Source organism: Psychrobacter sp. T6-1 (genome assembly GCF_052258445.1).
The window spans coordinates 17,189-31,217 of the sequence record NZ_JBQQFC010000007.1 but is presented as its reverse complement, the minus strand read 5'-3'; the positions used below and the strand labels follow the sequence as shown (position 1 = coordinate 31,217).

Annotated in this window: 19 protein-coding genes; 3 read left to right on the top strand and 16 right to left on the bottom strand. The window is 44.3% G+C overall.

Translation table 11 applies throughout. The annotated features are described in order from the left end of the window. Positions 1 to 596: 596 nt before the first annotated feature. From ACTXGO_RS01385 to ACTXGO_RS01330, 12 genes are all read right to left on the bottom strand, one after another. A complete protein-coding gene (locus ACTXGO_RS01385; protein ID WP_443573217.1) occupies positions 597 to 1,760 on the bottom strand; it encodes a tyrosine-type recombinase/integrase in 1,164 nt (387 codons plus the stop codon). A gap of 209 nt (positions 1,761 to 1,969) precedes the next feature. Continuing rightward, a complete protein-coding gene (locus ACTXGO_RS01380; RefSeq protein WP_443573216.1) occupies positions 1,970 to 2,236 on the bottom strand; it encodes a hypothetical protein in 267 nt (88 codons plus the stop codon). A gap of 2 nt (positions 2,237 to 2,238) precedes the next feature. Continuing rightward, positions 2,239 to 2,436 carry a TraR/DksA C4-type zinc finger protein gene (locus ACTXGO_RS01375; protein WP_160021621.1) on the bottom strand — a complete coding sequence of 66 codons (198 nt, stop codon included), beginning with the start codon at positions 2,434 to 2,436 and terminating at the stop codon, positions 2,239 to 2,241. Continuing rightward, complete coding sequence (locus tag ACTXGO_RS01370) at positions 2,437 to 2,679, bottom strand: hypothetical protein (protein ID WP_443573215.1); 243 nt, start codon at positions 2,677 to 2,679, stop codon at positions 2,437 to 2,439. Beyond that, positions 2,676 to 2,954, bottom strand: a complete 279-nt coding sequence (locus tag ACTXGO_RS01365) for a hypothetical protein (RefSeq protein WP_443573214.1) — start codon at positions 2,952 to 2,954, stop codon at positions 2,676 to 2,678. The genes ACTXGO_RS01370 and ACTXGO_RS01365 overlap by 4 nt, the downstream gene beginning before the upstream one ends. Beyond that, on the bottom strand, positions 2,955 to 3,131 hold the full coding sequence (locus ACTXGO_RS01360; protein WP_286707805.1) for a hypothetical protein: 177 nt from the start codon (positions 3,129 to 3,131) through the stop codon (positions 2,955 to 2,957). Beyond that, positions 3,128 to 3,343 (bottom strand): hypothetical protein, encoded by a 216-nt coding sequence (locus ACTXGO_RS01355; RefSeq protein WP_443573213.1) that lies wholly within the window; start codon positions 3,341 to 3,343, stop codon positions 3,128 to 3,130. Before ACTXGO_RS01355 ends, ACTXGO_RS01360 begins: the two co-directional genes overlap by 4 nt. A 23-nt stretch (positions 3,344 to 3,366) precedes the next feature. Beyond that, positions 3,367 to 3,642 (bottom strand): hypothetical protein, encoded by a 276-nt coding sequence (locus tag ACTXGO_RS01350; RefSeq protein WP_443573212.1) that lies wholly within the window; start codon positions 3,640 to 3,642, stop codon positions 3,367 to 3,369. Positions 3,643 to 3,661: 19 nt separating this feature from the next. Continuing rightward, a complete protein-coding gene (locus ACTXGO_RS01345; RefSeq protein WP_443573211.1) occupies positions 3,662 to 6,409 on the bottom strand; it encodes a toprim domain-containing protein in 2,748 nt (915 codons plus the stop codon). A 34-nt stretch (positions 6,410 to 6,443) separates the two neighbouring features. Next, positions 6,444 to 6,629: an ogr/Delta-like zinc finger family protein gene (locus tag ACTXGO_RS01340; protein WP_443573210.1), complete on the bottom strand. Its 186-nt coding sequence runs from the start codon at positions 6,627 to 6,629 to the stop codon at positions 6,444 to 6,446. A gap of 12 nt (positions 6,630 to 6,641) precedes the next feature. Further along, the gene (locus tag ACTXGO_RS01335) at positions 6,642 to 6,803 is read right to left on the bottom strand and encodes a hypothetical protein (RefSeq protein ID WP_443573209.1); all 162 of its coding nucleotides are present in this window, start codon (positions 6,801 to 6,803) and stop codon (positions 6,642 to 6,644) included. Next, entirely contained in the window at positions 6,796 to 7,074 is a 279-nt protein-coding gene (locus tag ACTXGO_RS01330; protein ID WP_443573208.1) for a hypothetical protein, read from the bottom strand. The genes ACTXGO_RS01335 and ACTXGO_RS01330 overlap by 8 nt, the downstream gene beginning before the upstream one ends. Positions 7,075 to 7,427: 353 nt before the next feature. Between ACTXGO_RS01330 and ACTXGO_RS01325 the strand changes: the two genes are divergently transcribed. Continuing rightward, positions 7,428 to 7,868: a hypothetical protein gene (locus ACTXGO_RS01325; RefSeq protein ID WP_443573207.1), complete on the top strand. Its 441-nt coding sequence runs from the start codon at positions 7,428 to 7,430 to the stop codon at positions 7,866 to 7,868. Between the two features lie 68 nt (positions 7,869 to 7,936). Here ACTXGO_RS01325 and ACTXGO_RS01320 read toward each other — a convergent pair whose 3' ends face one another. Then, positions 7,937 to 8,638, bottom strand: coding sequence for a hypothetical protein (locus ACTXGO_RS01320; RefSeq protein WP_443573206.1), 702 nt, complete (start codon positions 8,636 to 8,638; stop codon positions 7,937 to 7,939). Positions 8,639 to 8,954: 316 nt separating this feature from the next. Between ACTXGO_RS01320 and ACTXGO_RS01315 the strand changes: the two genes are divergently transcribed. Continuing rightward, the gene (locus ACTXGO_RS01315; RefSeq protein WP_443573205.1) at positions 8,955 to 9,590 is read left to right on the top strand and encodes a hypothetical protein; all 636 of its coding nucleotides are present in this window, start codon (positions 8,955 to 8,957) and stop codon (positions 9,588 to 9,590) included. A gap of 7 nt (positions 9,591 to 9,597) precedes the next feature. Then, complete coding sequence (locus ACTXGO_RS01310; protein WP_443573204.1) at positions 9,598 to 9,720, top strand: hypothetical protein; 123 nt, start codon at positions 9,598 to 9,600, stop codon at positions 9,718 to 9,720. Positions 9,721 to 10,025: 305 nt separating this feature from the next. On the opposite strand, the gene ACTXGO_RS01305 is transcribed toward ACTXGO_RS01310, so the two are convergent. Genes ACTXGO_RS01305 through ACTXGO_RS01295 form a run of 3 tightly spaced genes read right to left on the bottom strand, consistent with a single transcriptional unit; the run spans position 10,026 to position 13,974 of the window. Further along, positions 10,026 to 11,039: a contractile injection system protein, VgrG/Pvc8 family gene (locus ACTXGO_RS01305; RefSeq protein ID WP_443573203.1), complete on the bottom strand. Its 1,014-nt coding sequence runs from the start codon at positions 11,037 to 11,039 to the stop codon at positions 10,026 to 10,028. Further along, entirely contained in the window at positions 11,036 to 11,461 is a 426-nt protein-coding gene (locus ACTXGO_RS01300; protein ID WP_443573202.1) for a phage tail protein, read from the bottom strand. Before ACTXGO_RS01300 ends, ACTXGO_RS01305 begins: the two co-directional genes overlap by 4 nt. Before the next feature lie 20 nt (positions 11,462 to 11,481). Then, a complete protein-coding gene (locus tag ACTXGO_RS01295; protein WP_443573201.1) occupies positions 11,482 to 13,974 on the bottom strand; it encodes a phage tail tape measure protein in 2,493 nt (830 codons plus the stop codon). Between the last annotated feature and the right edge of the window lie 55 nt (positions 13,975 to 14,029).

The window sequence follows — 14,029 nt, the reverse complement described above, 5'->3', positions numbered from 1 at the left end:
AAGCCTGCTAATAAGCAGGCTTTGGTATTTGGTCTAAGAGTTACTATCGAAAAATGGTGGGGCTGGAGAGACTCGAAACCTCTATGATTGTTGATTTCAGGGTTTTGGGGTTGCTAAGTACATGATATTGTTAGAATGTAGTGTCGAATTAAGCAGGTAGGGCTATCCCATAGTAATCCCACGTAAGATATAAGCAGATCGTAAGCGTGGCCAGTGCACCGTCTTATTTTGATGTTTTTAAATTTTTGGGGGTGGTGTGCAAACTAGGTAATATAGGTAATCATATTGATTTTATTAGGTTTTTTATGTAATTTAGAGGTAATTATTAAGTAATCCAATACCCAGCTAAAAGGTATTAATCAAGAAACTATAAAATATATATAAATCATATACTTATACTATATATGTAATAATAATTACTTTTAATTACTATATTAAGGTATTTATAAATAATAATAATATCAAATACTTATAGCTGTTTTATTAAACTATTACTATGATTACCTCATATTGCTACCCCCTGTAGTATTTTATTACTTAGACCTTTAGATGAGGTATAAAAAAAGCCCTATATTTAGGGCTTTTTGCTGATTGTGTTACTGGCTGTTGTCTAGTGCATTGGCTAAGTTGCGGATGATATGGCGCGTGTCACTGGGAATGAACTTTGCATAGTGTTTATGGATCATGTCTGTATTTACGTGGCCCAGTTGGTTGGCTAACCATTCGGCGCTGATTATGCCCGTTGATAGCACTTGGCTTGCATAAGTATGACGACCATTGTTTAAAGCGCGATAGGGTATGTCGCATTTATCCAGGTGCCGCTTCCATCGTTTTTCAAGTTGAGGGTATGTGTAATGGCTGCCGGTGCGCGGGTTGTACCAAAGCCACGTTAGATGCTGCTCTTCATAGGTGTGATTGTCTCGCTCAAGTACTTTGACTGCTTGAGGGGTTTGACCGGCTAACAATTTGCGTTGATTGTCTAAGGCATTCGCTACGATCGGTAGTAGTTCGATTTGCCGTTTGCGTCGGCGGTTTTTAGTCGCCTTATGAATGCCTTTCACAAAGCCACGTCTGATATATGCTGTTGCCTGATCAAAATCAACATCTTCTACGGCCAGTGGCATTAGCTCATGACTGGATAGACCTGACCATAACATGACTGTCCATAAGTTCCGAAAGGTTGTGTCCGTTTCGGTATTGATGATTAATGCGATCTCTTCACGAGTGAATGGCTCAATATCTTTGGGATCTTTTGCGTTAAGCTTTATGTACTGACTTGGATCATTAGGGTTTTTTTGATGACGTGCCCAGTAACTCCATATTGATCGCCATAAACCTAGTATATCTACAATTGTTTTTGGTGATAGATTGACTCTAAGCACTTTATATACCCAATATTCGACATCTTCAGCACTAATTTTGCTTATTTGTTTATCTTGCCAATATGGCGTGATGTGGTTGGCCACTTTGCTAGTGTAGGTCGTCCAAGTCGTTGGGGAGACTGTACTTCGCTCGGCATTCTCCCAAACTGGGATGTAATAGCCAAAATATGATGCTTGTCGCTTTGGTGATGATGGGAATACGGCATCACGGTTAAATATGCCCATCTGTATCTGTTGCTCGACCATATCCGCTATTTTTTGGGCGTTAGCCTTGTTTGCTGCGGTTGGTGGCGTGTTCAGTAAGGTTTCGCTGTCTTTTTCACCGTTTATGTACCAAATAATGCGAATACTGGTTTTGAGTGGTTCAATACTGGCCACTTTGGATGCTCCTATGCGTAAAAACGTGTGTAGATAGGTCTTAAAATGCTGATATAACTAGCTTTTACACGTATTTGACGCTATAATAAAGGTCTGGTTTGGTAACTATTGAGCCACTTAAAAGTTCTTGGTTTGGGGCTTTTGGCTCAAATGATTTGACGAAACAGCCCTCACAATTGTGAGGGCTGTTTTTTTTGTCCATAGTATAGTCATTTGATAAACCTGTCATCAATGATGATTGAGAACGGGTTGTCTAGATCCAGCTTCATTGTTTTTGCCTTCTTATGCGCCAGTCTGGTCAGTTCGTCTATGCCGTAGGGCTTGTTGTTATGTAAGATAACGCTACCTTCTGGCATTTTATTTACTGGGGATTTTCTCCCCATACAATCACGGTTCAGATGCTCATTGACCATACTTTCATCAGTTGCTATGCAAACGCTGTCACGGCAACGATATAAACTTAATGGTAATGGCATGACTACCTCCGTCCCTCTATATTGTTTTGACAATCGATACAGCGGGTGACACCGCCTAAGCGCTGCCGGCGCTCAGGAATATCTTCGCCACAATCGATACACTCTGCCAGTGATGGCTGATCAAAACGTGCAGCCTTGGCTAAATTACGTTCTAACTCTTCTTGCGCTTGGTCGTTGGCGCGGTCAATAATGTCGCTCATTCAGTTTATTCCTATTTTGATTTCAGTTAATTTTTCGTATTTACGTTCTTGGTAGACTTCGACCTTGCAGCGCATTTCGATCTTGTCTTTGTTGATGCTGTAATGCTTGCCTTGATAGAGGTCGCGCTGCTTGTGCGTTGGGTGCATCGAGCAGTCAATCATCTGACCGCTCACTGTGTCGAAGGTTAGCCAATGTAAAGGGCTTTCACGGTTGTAAGGGAATAGGGCACGGACTAGGTTCATCGACCTGCCTCCGTTTTAAGTGCCATATCAATAACTATATTTTTTGCATTACCCATTAGCTCAAGGAATACATCTTCTTGCTCGTCATCAAGATAGCCAGCGTTGTCGATGACTTCTTTCATGGACAGAGATAATTCGTGCTCACGTTGGACTGGTGGAATGGTTCGGATAAAGGTTAAAGCCAATAGTTCAAAAGTGGCGTTGTGCTGTAGCTTTGATGCTTCTTGCTGCTGCTGATGTTCTATCGCCATTTGCATTAATTTGTTTAAGTCCATTTATTTGGTTTCCTTATGCGTAAAGTGGCCAACTGGAGCAGGGCACTCTTCATTGATAATTTCTAGTTCATAACAGTGACCGCATAAATCCGCATGAGGTGCTTCGCTTTGACCAAGCCAAAGCTCGCAGCCACATTCATCGCAATCACCGTCACTACCTTTAAAATCGTATGTCATGTTCTTAATCCTTTTCTCATGTAATAGTGATGCCCGTCTTCTCTTAGAGTTTCTATTTCAATCAGACCTTCTTCGTAAAGCCGTTTCGCATAAAGTCTTACGGCTGTTAGGTTTAGCCAAGTCTTAGCAACGATTTGTTCAGGGCATAAAGGTTCGTTACTAGCATTGACGACACGCATGACACAAAAAAGCTCGTTGATGGCGTTGCTCATATCACTTCCTTTTTGGTCTGATATTAAAGACTGGCTTTCTCTTGGGATAAGGGGATTAGGTCCACAGGTACAGCAAACTCCCATTTATTGCCGTCTTTACAGACAAATATGCCGTTTTCATCTTCTTTAATAATGAGCGTCACTCCTGCAGGACTGTTTACATAGGTGCACCAGTTAAGAGCAGCTTCATCACTCTCATCTGATATGACACAATGCACTCCGCCACCTTCATATTTCTTAAGCATTGCTCTAGTCAGATCACTGCCTTTAATCTCGTTTTTTGAAGTTTGTAATGTCATGATGTTTATTCCTTTTTGATTAAGTGAGACTTAGGTTTTTAGGCATTTCAAACACCCAGCAACGAATGCTACGGCCTGTTATTTGAGACGCTACCGTCTTGTTTGCTGCCACAAACTTGAACTGTCTAGACTGGCGTAGCGCGTGGTGCATGTCGGATTGTGGCGGTAGGTCATAGCGGTACTCATTCGCGAGCTGATAGATCTCTGGCATACTGATCGCTAATAGATCTGGGTTTTTGCTGTGGTTGATATGCAAGCGGCGAATATGATGACCAGCACCTTCGATTGCGTTGGGCGCTGCATTCAATCGTTCGAGTACATCAAAGAACTGGATATTGAGCGGATGCTCGGTATCAAGCGTCTGATCGCGTTCGGTTGCCATGTTAAATACTTCCTGCTTAACGGCTCCGTCCAAGCGCTGTAAGTCTGGCAATACTAGTTTCATCGCATCAAACATGGCGAGTATCTGCGCGTGGCAATGAGCAACACGGAAAGCTTTGATACCACTGTCTTTTAACCAGTTTTCGTGCGCTATTTTGGTATCAAAAAACACCTGCAGTATCTTGTCTTCCATCTTGAGGATATCGACTAAGAAATGACTGACATCTTCGGTCTGCAGTGCCTCAATACGTCTGGCTGCTGCTTCAGAATCTCGGGTCTGGTTGTCCAATGCAAAGAATAGGTGGCAGATACGGCTTAGTACTGCCTTGGAGGCCACCACGGGCAAATTCTGACTGATGACGATAGTGCCGCGAAACGGTGGCTCGTAGACTTCGTTGCCGGCTGACTTGACACCGCGTGTACCAATCGTGCCGCCGTCGTATAGGTTTTTTAATTCGTCCCAGTTGAATTGAGAGTTGCGGCCTGTCCCTGCGCCGTCACGATCAGACTCAATAAAAACGCTAGGCATGTTTGAGGTTTGTGATAGTGAGCGTAGACGACCTGCCTTGGTGGTTTTGTTGGGATCAATACCCTCGTAGCTGTCACGACCTATCAAGCGCCAAAAAAAGCTAAGTAGGGTTGATTTACCCGTACCAGGCTCACCAACGATTTCTAGAAAAGGAAAGGACTTTTGACGGTCGCGTACTTGCTGGGCAAACAAGCTGCCCATGAAGCCGACCAGACTAATAACGCCTTGCACACCCCAGCCAGATATGATGTCTGCTAACCAGTTGGCTGGATCTTTGGGACGGTCACCGATTCTGATATTTGGACTGGCCGCGAGTGTCTTTAGGCTCTTATTATTTGGCAGGTCAAAATAATCATCAGCATTGAGCGGGTAGCTCTGACCGTGACGAATCGCGATATCGTTAAAAATGTAGGTCTGATGGTCTTTGCTATAACCAATAAAGTCGATGGTTTCTACCGTCTTGATGCCGTTAATCATGCGTCCTAGCATAATGTCGAGCTGCTTTGAATTGCCTTGATAGATGACGCCAGGTGCGACTGATAATAGGCGCTTTTTGAATTCACCCGCTGCAGAGAGTTGGCTACCGGTAAAGGTATTTTTGGTGTCCGCTTGTGGTGTGCGAATACGAAAAAAGTACCATGACTCATCGGTGACAAGGTTTTGCTGATAGTAGAGCGCTTGCGGTTGGCAGTTCATAATCTGAGTGACGGTCATGCAGGACTGCATCAAGTCGTCATGCCATAGCTGTAGCGCTTCTTTGAGCTCTTCTTCAGTATTGAATAGATCTTCTGTCGGTTCGCTTTCTGCATCCATTTGCTTGGCTTTATCAAAACTCTCGCTGTCTACTTTTACCCAGTAGGTGCAACTGTTGAAAAACATATAAAAGCTAGTGGTGCCATACTGGTTGTACGTCAGTAGCGCCTTGTCCTTTGCTGTCTCAGCAATAAGCAGCTCACCATAAAAGCGGTAGCGTTCAAGGTCTGACTTGGTAAGTTTTCCCGCTTTGTGTAGGTCGTTCCAGTCATCACCGTTACTGTATTCGCTCGACTGAGCGGCGGTGACATCCCAACCGTTTTGACGTGCGGTAGCTACCAACTTGTCAGTGGCTTTGCGTCCGGCATTATCAGGATCTAATGCGATTACTAGCTTGGGTAGGGGCTTGCCAAGCTCAATCATTCGCGCTTTGATCTGCGCCAATGTATGCGCTGGGAAGTTACCAGCAGTAATATTGCTAACAGCGTGTAGACCGTTCTCAGTCAGTGCCATGGCATCAAAGATGCCTTCGACTATCCACAGCTCTTTCACATATGACCAGACGCCATGTTGTAGGTGCAGCTTTGGCGGTAGCCAAGCATGACCTTTAAATTTAAAGCCTGTTTGTACACGGGCCTTTTTTATATTCGCGGCGGGTTCTATCAGCCGTTCCCAATACCCTAGAGTTTGCCCTTCGCTTGTGATGTTGAACCGAACACTAGGACAAGTAAAATCAGAATAGAAGTCTTTGAATACTTCTTGGGTATAGCTGCCTTGCCATTTGACAATATCAAAGCCACGTCCAGACTGAAGATACGCATCAGCCGTGGCATTTGGATTACTGGGTGTTGGTGGGTTTTTCTTCGTCCAATTAGCGAATATATCAGGATAGATATCACGAGTAGATGCTTGATAATTGCACTTATTAGCGCGACCACACTGGATCGTCCACGGCGCATCCGCACCGGTGAATAACTCTTTTTTATTACATGATGGGCAGCGGCCATAACGCAAAAACTGACGGTCGCTGGAGAATTTGAGACCATAATCTTGTACGAGGCGAGTGATTAGCTCGCTACGGGTATCATCTTGCATGAGTTGCATAATATTGCTCGTCTGGTTTGGAAAACTGGTTTGGTTAGGCGGTTACTGGGCTGTCTGGCTCTGCAATTGGTAGCACCACTGAACGTATGAACTCTTGCTGTGTTACAAAGATATGACCGCATTTTTCGTTCTTACAGCAATGCATGATGTCGCGTAAGTATTCGGTAATGACGTAGGTACGTTGCACACGAGTAGTTGAGTTGCAGGTGGGACAGCGCATATAAGACCTCTTTTAGTGTTTGACGATGAGTTGTAACTCTTTATCTGTTTTAGCGAGTGCTTGCCTCAATGCCCAAGCAACAAACTCATCGACGCTTACGCCATGCTCGGCGGCCTTACGTTCAAGTAAGCGCCGCTCTGCAAGGGTTGGATGAATATAGACATCGTTAGGCATGGCTGGTGACTCCTGAGGTACTGAGGGGTGACTGTGTCATCGACCAAAAGTGACCTAATGGCATCTCGACTGTGTTTTGTGATGGCAGTATCATAGCGATAGGTTGTTCACGAAATACCAGATCATGGATCTTGCTCATGGCTAGCTGTCTGACCAGTGTGGCCATCTCGATACCTGAGCGCTCGGAATGGGCCAGTAATATCTGATAGTCGTAGTGATCGACACTGATTTTGATCGGGTTATCGCGTAGTTTTTTGGTGTTTGGGTTCATGGTTTGGTTTCCTTCTGGGTTTGGTTTTAGTGTTGCTTGGACCGTTCTAGCTGTAGACCAGCTTGATAGCGTCGGTATGCAATATAGCTCATGGAACGAACCTCGTTACCAGCTGCGTGTACAAGCTCTTCATGTTCGCTTGGCGTTAGCCGTAGCTGTACGGGTTTCCGCTTACCATCTTTCAAATGGGGAAGCTCTCCCTTAGGCGTTGCCTGTAATGCTGTTTCAGTCATTTGGTGGTATCCTATAGCTAATTGAAAGTGTGTTAGTGTGGTACGGTTTTAATAATACAGTCAAATGAACGTATTTGCAATCATATTATGCATTCAAATGAAAATATAAGGGGATAGGCTGTGGAGTCAATTGAAGTAGGCAAACGATTAGAAGCAGAGCGTCAGCGCTTGGGCCTTATGGCAGTAGAGGTCTATGATGAGCCAACTATTAGAATTGCTCAAACAACATATAAAAACTATGAGACAGGCAAGCGTGATATGCCTTCATCATTGCTAATTAAGCTATGGAATATTGGGTTTGATGTAATGTATGTCTTGACTGGTCAGCGTTTAGAGGATATCGCGCTTGATGTGAAATCTCATAATGACATGCCGTTGTATCATCAGAGATTGATTAATCTACCCGATATACTAGATCTAGAAAGCCCTTCAGATAGGCTATTGGGTGCGATGTATCATGCAGAAGAGGCGTTGGTACAAGCTGGGGCAAGTGCCAATGAAGACTATGATTATAAGACGCTTGCGACATTAGGACTGGGGTTGATTGATACAGTCAAATGAGGCAATTGAGTAAATGCTGGGCACAAAAAAACCAGTCACTCGGACTGGTTCCTTATACTATTGAGCTATTAAAACGCATTGTCTGACATATCTTTTTGACTGTGTACCAAATCCAGTAGGTCGCTGCTGGTCATGCTGATACGGGCATTTGGGTCTGCTACGTGCAGTGTCTCTGCCATGTCAATGATGATGGTTCGCAAAGATTGAATGGTATCTTGCTGCTCTATATGGCTTTCCTCAAGGTACATAGCTCTTTCTATCCACCGCCGACTGGCATCGCATTTGTCTATCTCGTCTGCTGTGTGGTTAAAAGTAACTTGGGATAGTTCGAGCGCAATCTCGTCTGTCTTAGATTTTTCTATTGGAATTGCCTTGTTAAAATGACCATACTCTAAACGTATTGCATCAATTCTTTTACCATCCAACTCAGAATTAAAAGCGATTTTCGAAGGTTGTAGCAGCTTTGGTTCTTCTAAATCGTAGAGTGCATCAACAATTTCCATATGCGTAATAAGTTTGCCACAGTGTGACTGTATGAGCTGCTGTACCTGATAGATATCAAGTGTCATCATTGTTGGATGAGTAGGCGTATGGTCAGCTTTGATACTATGCTGACGTTCGCTGACAAATAGCGCATTAAATAAATTGCGTATGATGCTCTCGTGATTTTCACTAGTATCGCCTTTCATTATGTAGTCACCGCGATTGTCAGCTTTGGTGAGTGTTTTAGCTTTAGCGGTAGTTTCTTGTGCTGTGTTATACTGTGACATACTAATTAACTCCATGAGTTATTTGGTTAAAGGAATTAACTTTAGTTAGGTTGATTTCATTGTTGTTAAAGGCAGACCGGTTACTTTGGCGAGTGCGGTTTGCCTTTTTTATGCGCTCAAATAATTGCAAATGACGATATAGTAATTGTTGACTACTGATGTAAGTGTTGATCTGCTGAGTGGTGTTAGGTCTATTCATCATTTGGTGGTATCCTATAGCTAATTGAAAGTGTGTTAATGTGGTACGGTTTTAATAATACAGTCAAATGAACGTATTTACAATATATTTAATTTCAAATGAACTTATAGGTCAAGCATGATGAATATTGGTTTGAAAAAATTCTCCTTCATAGGTCTACTAACATTTGTCACTATTGGGTGCAGTGAACCTAAGCCGCAGGTTATAGATGTCGACGAAGCAGCTGCTAATACAGGTCTGGCATTGGATGAGTATCAGGCGCATGAGAATGGCGCAATTGAGGTTAAAGCGCCTGAAGATAACTCAACGGCAGAGAACCAGGTTTTATGGTATCAAGATGACTTAAGTGAGCCTGTTGAAAATGTGGGCATGCTTGATGGTAAAGCTATTTTGGCTAGTGCAGGATTGGAACCAGCTGAAGTAGAAGACTCTGTTGATACTGAAGGTGAGCCTAAGAAACTTTACATCATGAATGACGAAAGCCCTTTATCAGCTTGGTTTTCTCATAGTCCAAACAATATCTCGTTAAACTGGTACATGTATTCAGATGAACCTAAAACTACTGAATACAGTCAACAAAGTTTAAACGATGCTTATAAACTGGCTAGGGCCATGGCAGGTCGTGAGGGTGCGGATGCCGTTATGTACTTGTCGAATGGTGGCAAATACCGTAGTAAACCAGTGGGAGGGTATCCAGCTACCGGCCAATGCAATAATGGAATTTGCTTCATTCATATAGACTTGAAAGGTTAGAAATATTATGGAACAGCAAAACGAAACATGGATGACGCTTTGGCTTGATCATTTTTTTCAGAACGCCACACCAGTCAAAGATTTGCCCTTTGGTTGGTGTGTCTATCGTGAAGGGTTAGATTGGGACTGATAACAGGGTTCTTGTTCTAGGCTGTGGATTGTCTTCTTAATTTTTGGTAGTAACTAATGTGCAATTTTGAGCAGTTTCATACTCTGCATAACTCCATTCATCGTGCCCCTAGCGTCATCATCACTATCAAAAGAATATATTTTAGAACTTTTCACGCTTAGAAAATGAACTTCTATATGACTGCCTATTCTAGATATACAACTAACATCAGTTAAGTTGATTATATCGTCTTGTATTTTTGCAAAAGCTAGCATAATTTATCTTCCTGTTGTTTGGTAGTACATTATATTATGACATCACATGTATTAAGACAACCCAGCCTCACACTTAATACCAGTACTATAACCACTACCAGATAGGTCATGTGTCACTTCTACGACCGTCCATTGATGCTCATCGATATATGGTCTAAAGCCTCGCACAGTCGCAGGGCTATCAGCAATAATATCAGGACGTGCTACTGCTAACGTCAAATCAAAGCTCGCCACTTGGCGGGCTTTTTTGTTGGCGCTAGCTTTTGCCTTGGATACTGCCTCTGATTTACTCTTAGCGGGTTTAGTCAGTACATGAGACTTGTCATTGGGTAGGGCATCCATTGGTTTGGACTTACCGTCTTTGACGCTGATATGCTTAGTCTTACCAGTTTTATCATCATGATAGCTCGATGTCGTCTCGTCATAGTCGCTTGTACGATCGGCGCGACTATAACGATGACTGTCCCCAGACTGACGAGTGATAGTGACTGTTCCCAATGCCGCCCCTGAAGGTGATCTTGCATTGGCAATCGGTTTGATAATCAGCCGTCCAGCCTTAATCGTACACATCAAATCATGGTCATCACAAAGCCTGGTCAATAGATTGATATCACTCTCACGGTGCTGATCGATATGATCGATCATTATTGCTGACACTGTATTATCAATGGTTAATATCAAGTCATGACGTTTGGCCACACTCGACGCTATTTCACCAAGCTTGTGCTGATGGTAGCTGTCACTGCGCTTTACCTTCAATGATGACTTGAAATCGGCTGACTTGGCGCGTATCTGCAACTGGTCAGGTGTCCCGCTGTGCTCGGCTTGGTCAATGGTAAATGTACCTTTGTCTATCATATCACCAGTATCAGGCATCGCGAGCCATAGCCTTATCTCATTACCATTAGTAGGTAAGGGTAGAGCCGCGTCATGATCAGATAGTGTCAGTGACAGCTCATCCGCTTCAGTACCACGCTTGTCTGTCATCGATAGACTAATCAGACGCTTCTCAACTTGCGCGGTGCGATCAATACCTTCGATTGTGAGTTTGAATAGTGTTGTCATACGTTTGCTCGATCCTGATCTAAGATGGCTACTTGTTCACGCTCGCTATCATCTGCCAGTTTTAGCGATAGGCTAAAGCTAATTTTTCGAGCAGTGCCATCTGACAACAAGTGTGATTGAGTCTCGCTGATGTCAGTTATATAGCACATGCCGTAATAGTAACCATTGCCATTCATGAGCGCGTAAGTCTTACCGGTTGCAGCCATGTCTCGCAACTCATCTAATGAGACGATGCCACTAGTTATTTCTGGATAGAGCGTGCCAGACAGTGATACGTCATCATTATCTTGACCAATATATTGCATATGCGGTCTGGTACCGACAGCGTTGCCGGTACCAAAACGATAACCAGATTTGCGCGATAGCTCATCAAATGCGGCGCTGGTGGTCTCAAATACGAACAATCCTAAACTGGCTAACATAAATTAATCCTTATATGCCCTTAATCAATATCAGATAAGCGACTACGCTGACGCGCCATTTGATTGCGTTGCTCACCAGCCAATACGCGCTGAACTTCACGAGCTACGGATTGCGGATCGGTTGCGCCATTGATGTTGATGGTTATATTGCCACTGCTCATGCCGCCCATCATCGCCATACTAGACTGACCACGAGGCGGCAATATAGATTTTCGGCTATCGATACTGATAGGGGCATAATCATTGATTTGACCAGCGATAGATTTGGTGGCACTGACGGGGATGCCAGCATTGGATAATATGCCACGTCCCAAGCCTTGCATCATATAACCGCCATAGCTGTCAAATACTCGGCTAGGGCTGTGAATGTCCATTCCTTTTGAACCCGTAAATGCACCCTTGATACGTCCAACGATATTGCTGATTGAATTGATAACCGCTTGCGCCCTGCCCAAGATGCCGTTTTTCAGTCCTTCGAGCATATTGGCGCCGTACTGCCTGAAGGTCGCACTCAGTCCAGCCAAGTAACCCCAAACGGTAGAAAACGCTGCCGTAAAGGCACTGACGGGACTAAAGTTAGATATGAAGGATCTAAGCGCCTGAATACCTGTATTAAATATGGCTTTGATACGTTCCCACAGCGCCGCAAACATCGGCCCTAGAGTGTCCCAGTTCTTATAAATGGTAAAAGCCAGTACTGCTAATGCTAGGCAAAGTGCCAAAATAGGGTTGGCCATTAGTGTGAGCGTCAATGCTCTGACAGCACCACCAATCATACCGAATGCCTTGGCCAATAACCCCAACGGTGTCAGTGTCGTTGGTAGTCCCATCGTGATCAGTGATGCACGTAGTAGTGCCATAGGGCCCAAGATGGTTAGCATGATCGCGCCCAGACCACCAATGACGACTGCACCAATGGCTAAAGTTGCGAACAATGTCCCTAGTACTGACATCAGCTGTGGATGAGCATTGGCAAAGGCAGTCATTCGTCCGACCATTTCCGTAATTGACTGGATAAACTCTCGTAGCGCACCGCCATTGGCATCAAAAATAGCAGTACGAAAGGCATCAATACCACTGGTCATCTCTTTCCAGTCACCAACGGTATTATCACTCATCGTACCGGATAAGTTTGCCAGCTCTCCTTGTGACCCTTGCAAGTCTGCAATAAGATTTTGTAGTTCACCACTACCGGCGCGTGAAACCAATTCATTCATTGCATTACTGGCTTCTACACCTGCAATGTCTGCCAAAATTTCTGTGCGCTGAAGGTTACCCATATTTTTTGTTTTTTCGTACAACTCAGTCAGTAGATCGGGCATTTTACGCATATTGCCTTCAGCATCTGCTACTTGAATCCCTAAATCACTTAGGGCATCACCAGCAGCTTTAGGCGGTGATGCTAAACGCAACATAATTGAACGTAATGCTGTACCACCCATTGAGCCTTGCATACCAGCATCGCCAAGTTTACCTGCCATTGCTGCAACTTCTTCTAAGCTAACGCCTAGTCCAGCTGCACCAGGTGCGGCATATTTCATGGTTTCGCCCAGCATTTCGACGTTTAGGTTTGCACGGGTAAATGCAGCAGACAATACATCACCAACTTGTCCCATTTGTGAGGCATCAAGCTTCATGCCTGATAGAATATTTGAAGCAATATCAGCGGTGCGATCCAATTCAATACCACCTGCCATTGCCAAATCAAGCATTCCCGGCATCGCGGCTTTGATAGACTGAGGGGTAAAACCCGCCATTGCTAAGAACGACTGACCAGCTGCTGCATCTGCTGACGTAAACTGGGTTGTTGCACCCAACTGCTTGGCTTGCTGTTCTAATGCTTTGTACTGAGGGCTGTTTTTGTCCAGTCGTGTTAACGCTTGAACCTTACTCATATTCTGTTCGAGATCTAACCCTGGTTGAATGAATTGTGCACCGGCATAGGTTGCAGCTGCACCACCTACGGCCATTCCCACAGCCTTGTTACGCATATCACCCATTTGCTGTGATTGCCGTTCAAGCTGTCGAACTTGTTGCATCCGTCGGCGCTGTTCTGCCAGCTGCTGATTGGTGCGTTCAATGTTGCGAGCAAGGTCACGCTCATGGTCGGATAGTCGACGAGTATCTATTCCTGCATCTGATAGACGACCACGTAGCTGTTGTAAATGCTGCCGTTGACTATCAAGGCGAGTATTGAGGCGTTGAGACTCACGACCAGCCGCCTCGAACTGACGTACCAATGAGGCACTAGGATTGACCGTATCCCGCATTTGCTGCTCTAATTGCTGTAATCGGGCACGGCTACGAACAGCGGCCTCTGATGTATCAGCTAGCGCTTGTTTTTGTTGTCTGAAGCTATTGATCAAGCCTTGCTGTGACTGAAGTTTACGCGCTGCTTGTGCTGTCTCACCAAACTGACGACCTAAGCGATCAGCTTGGCTACTGAGTGAGCGCATGGGTGCAGTCATGCGGTCGATAAGTTCTATCTGTGCTCGAAAGCTTAGGTCTGCCATGTATTTGCGCCCACTTTATTGTTGATATCAATGATTCTGATTTTGTCTTGGTTCC

Coding starts and splice junctions, on each gene's coding strand:
- ACTXGO_RS01335 (WP_443573209.1), bottom strand. CDS start 6,803: ATGCCTAACGATGTCTATATTCATCCAACCCTTGCAGAGCGGCGCTTA.
- ACTXGO_RS01365 (WP_443573214.1), bottom strand. CDS start 2,954: ATGGACTTAAACAAATTAATGCAAATGGCGATAGAACATCAGCAGCAG.
- ACTXGO_RS01345 (WP_443573211.1), bottom strand. CDS start 6,409: ATGCAACTCATGCAAGATGATACCCGTAGCGAGCTAATCACTCGCCTC.
- ACTXGO_RS01295 (WP_443573201.1), bottom strand. CDS start 13,974: ATGGCAGACCTAAGCTTTCGAGCACAGATAGAACTTATCGACCGCATG.
- ACTXGO_RS01330 (WP_443573208.1), bottom strand. CDS start 7,074: ATGAACCCAAACACCAAAAAACTACGCGATAACCCGATCAAAATCAGT.
- ACTXGO_RS01360 (WP_286707805.1), bottom strand. CDS start 3,131: ATGACATACGATTTTAAAGGTAGTGACGGTGATTGCGATGAATGTGGC.
- ACTXGO_RS01315 (WP_443573205.1), top strand. CDS start 8,955: ATGATGAATATTGGTTTGAAAAAATTCTCCTTCATAGGTCTACTAACA.
- ACTXGO_RS01300 (WP_443573202.1), bottom strand. CDS start 11,461: ATGTTAGCCAGTTTAGGATTGTTCGTATTTGAGACCACCAGCGCCGCA.
- ACTXGO_RS01350 (WP_443573212.1), bottom strand. CDS start 3,642: ATGACATTACAAACTTCAAAAAACGAGATTAAAGGCAGTGATCTGACT.
- ACTXGO_RS01375 (WP_160021621.1), bottom strand. CDS start 2,436: ATGAGCGACATTATTGACCGCGCCAACGACCAAGCGCAAGAAGAGTTA.
- ACTXGO_RS01340 (WP_443573210.1), bottom strand. CDS start 6,629: ATGCGCTGTCCCACCTGCAACTCAACTACTCGTGTGCAACGTACCTAC.
- ACTXGO_RS01380 (WP_443573216.1), bottom strand. CDS start 2,236: ATGCCATTACCATTAAGTTTATATCGTTGCCGTGACAGCGTTTGCATA.
- ACTXGO_RS01355 (WP_443573213.1), bottom strand. CDS start 3,343: ATGAGCAACGCCATCAACGAGCTTTTTTGTGTCATGCGTGTCGTCAAT.
- ACTXGO_RS01305 (WP_443573203.1), bottom strand. CDS start 11,039: ATGACAACACTATTCAAACTCACAATCGAAGGTATTGATCGCACCGCG.
- ACTXGO_RS01370 (WP_443573215.1), bottom strand. CDS start 2,679: ATGAACCTAGTCCGTGCCCTATTCCCTTACAACCGTGAAAGCCCTTTA.
- ACTXGO_RS01320 (WP_443573206.1), bottom strand. CDS start 8,638: ATGTCACAGTATAACACAGCACAAGAAACTACCGCTAAAGCTAAAACA.
- ACTXGO_RS01310 (WP_443573204.1), top strand. CDS start 9,598: ATGGAACAGCAAAACGAAACATGGATGACGCTTTGGCTTGATCATTTT.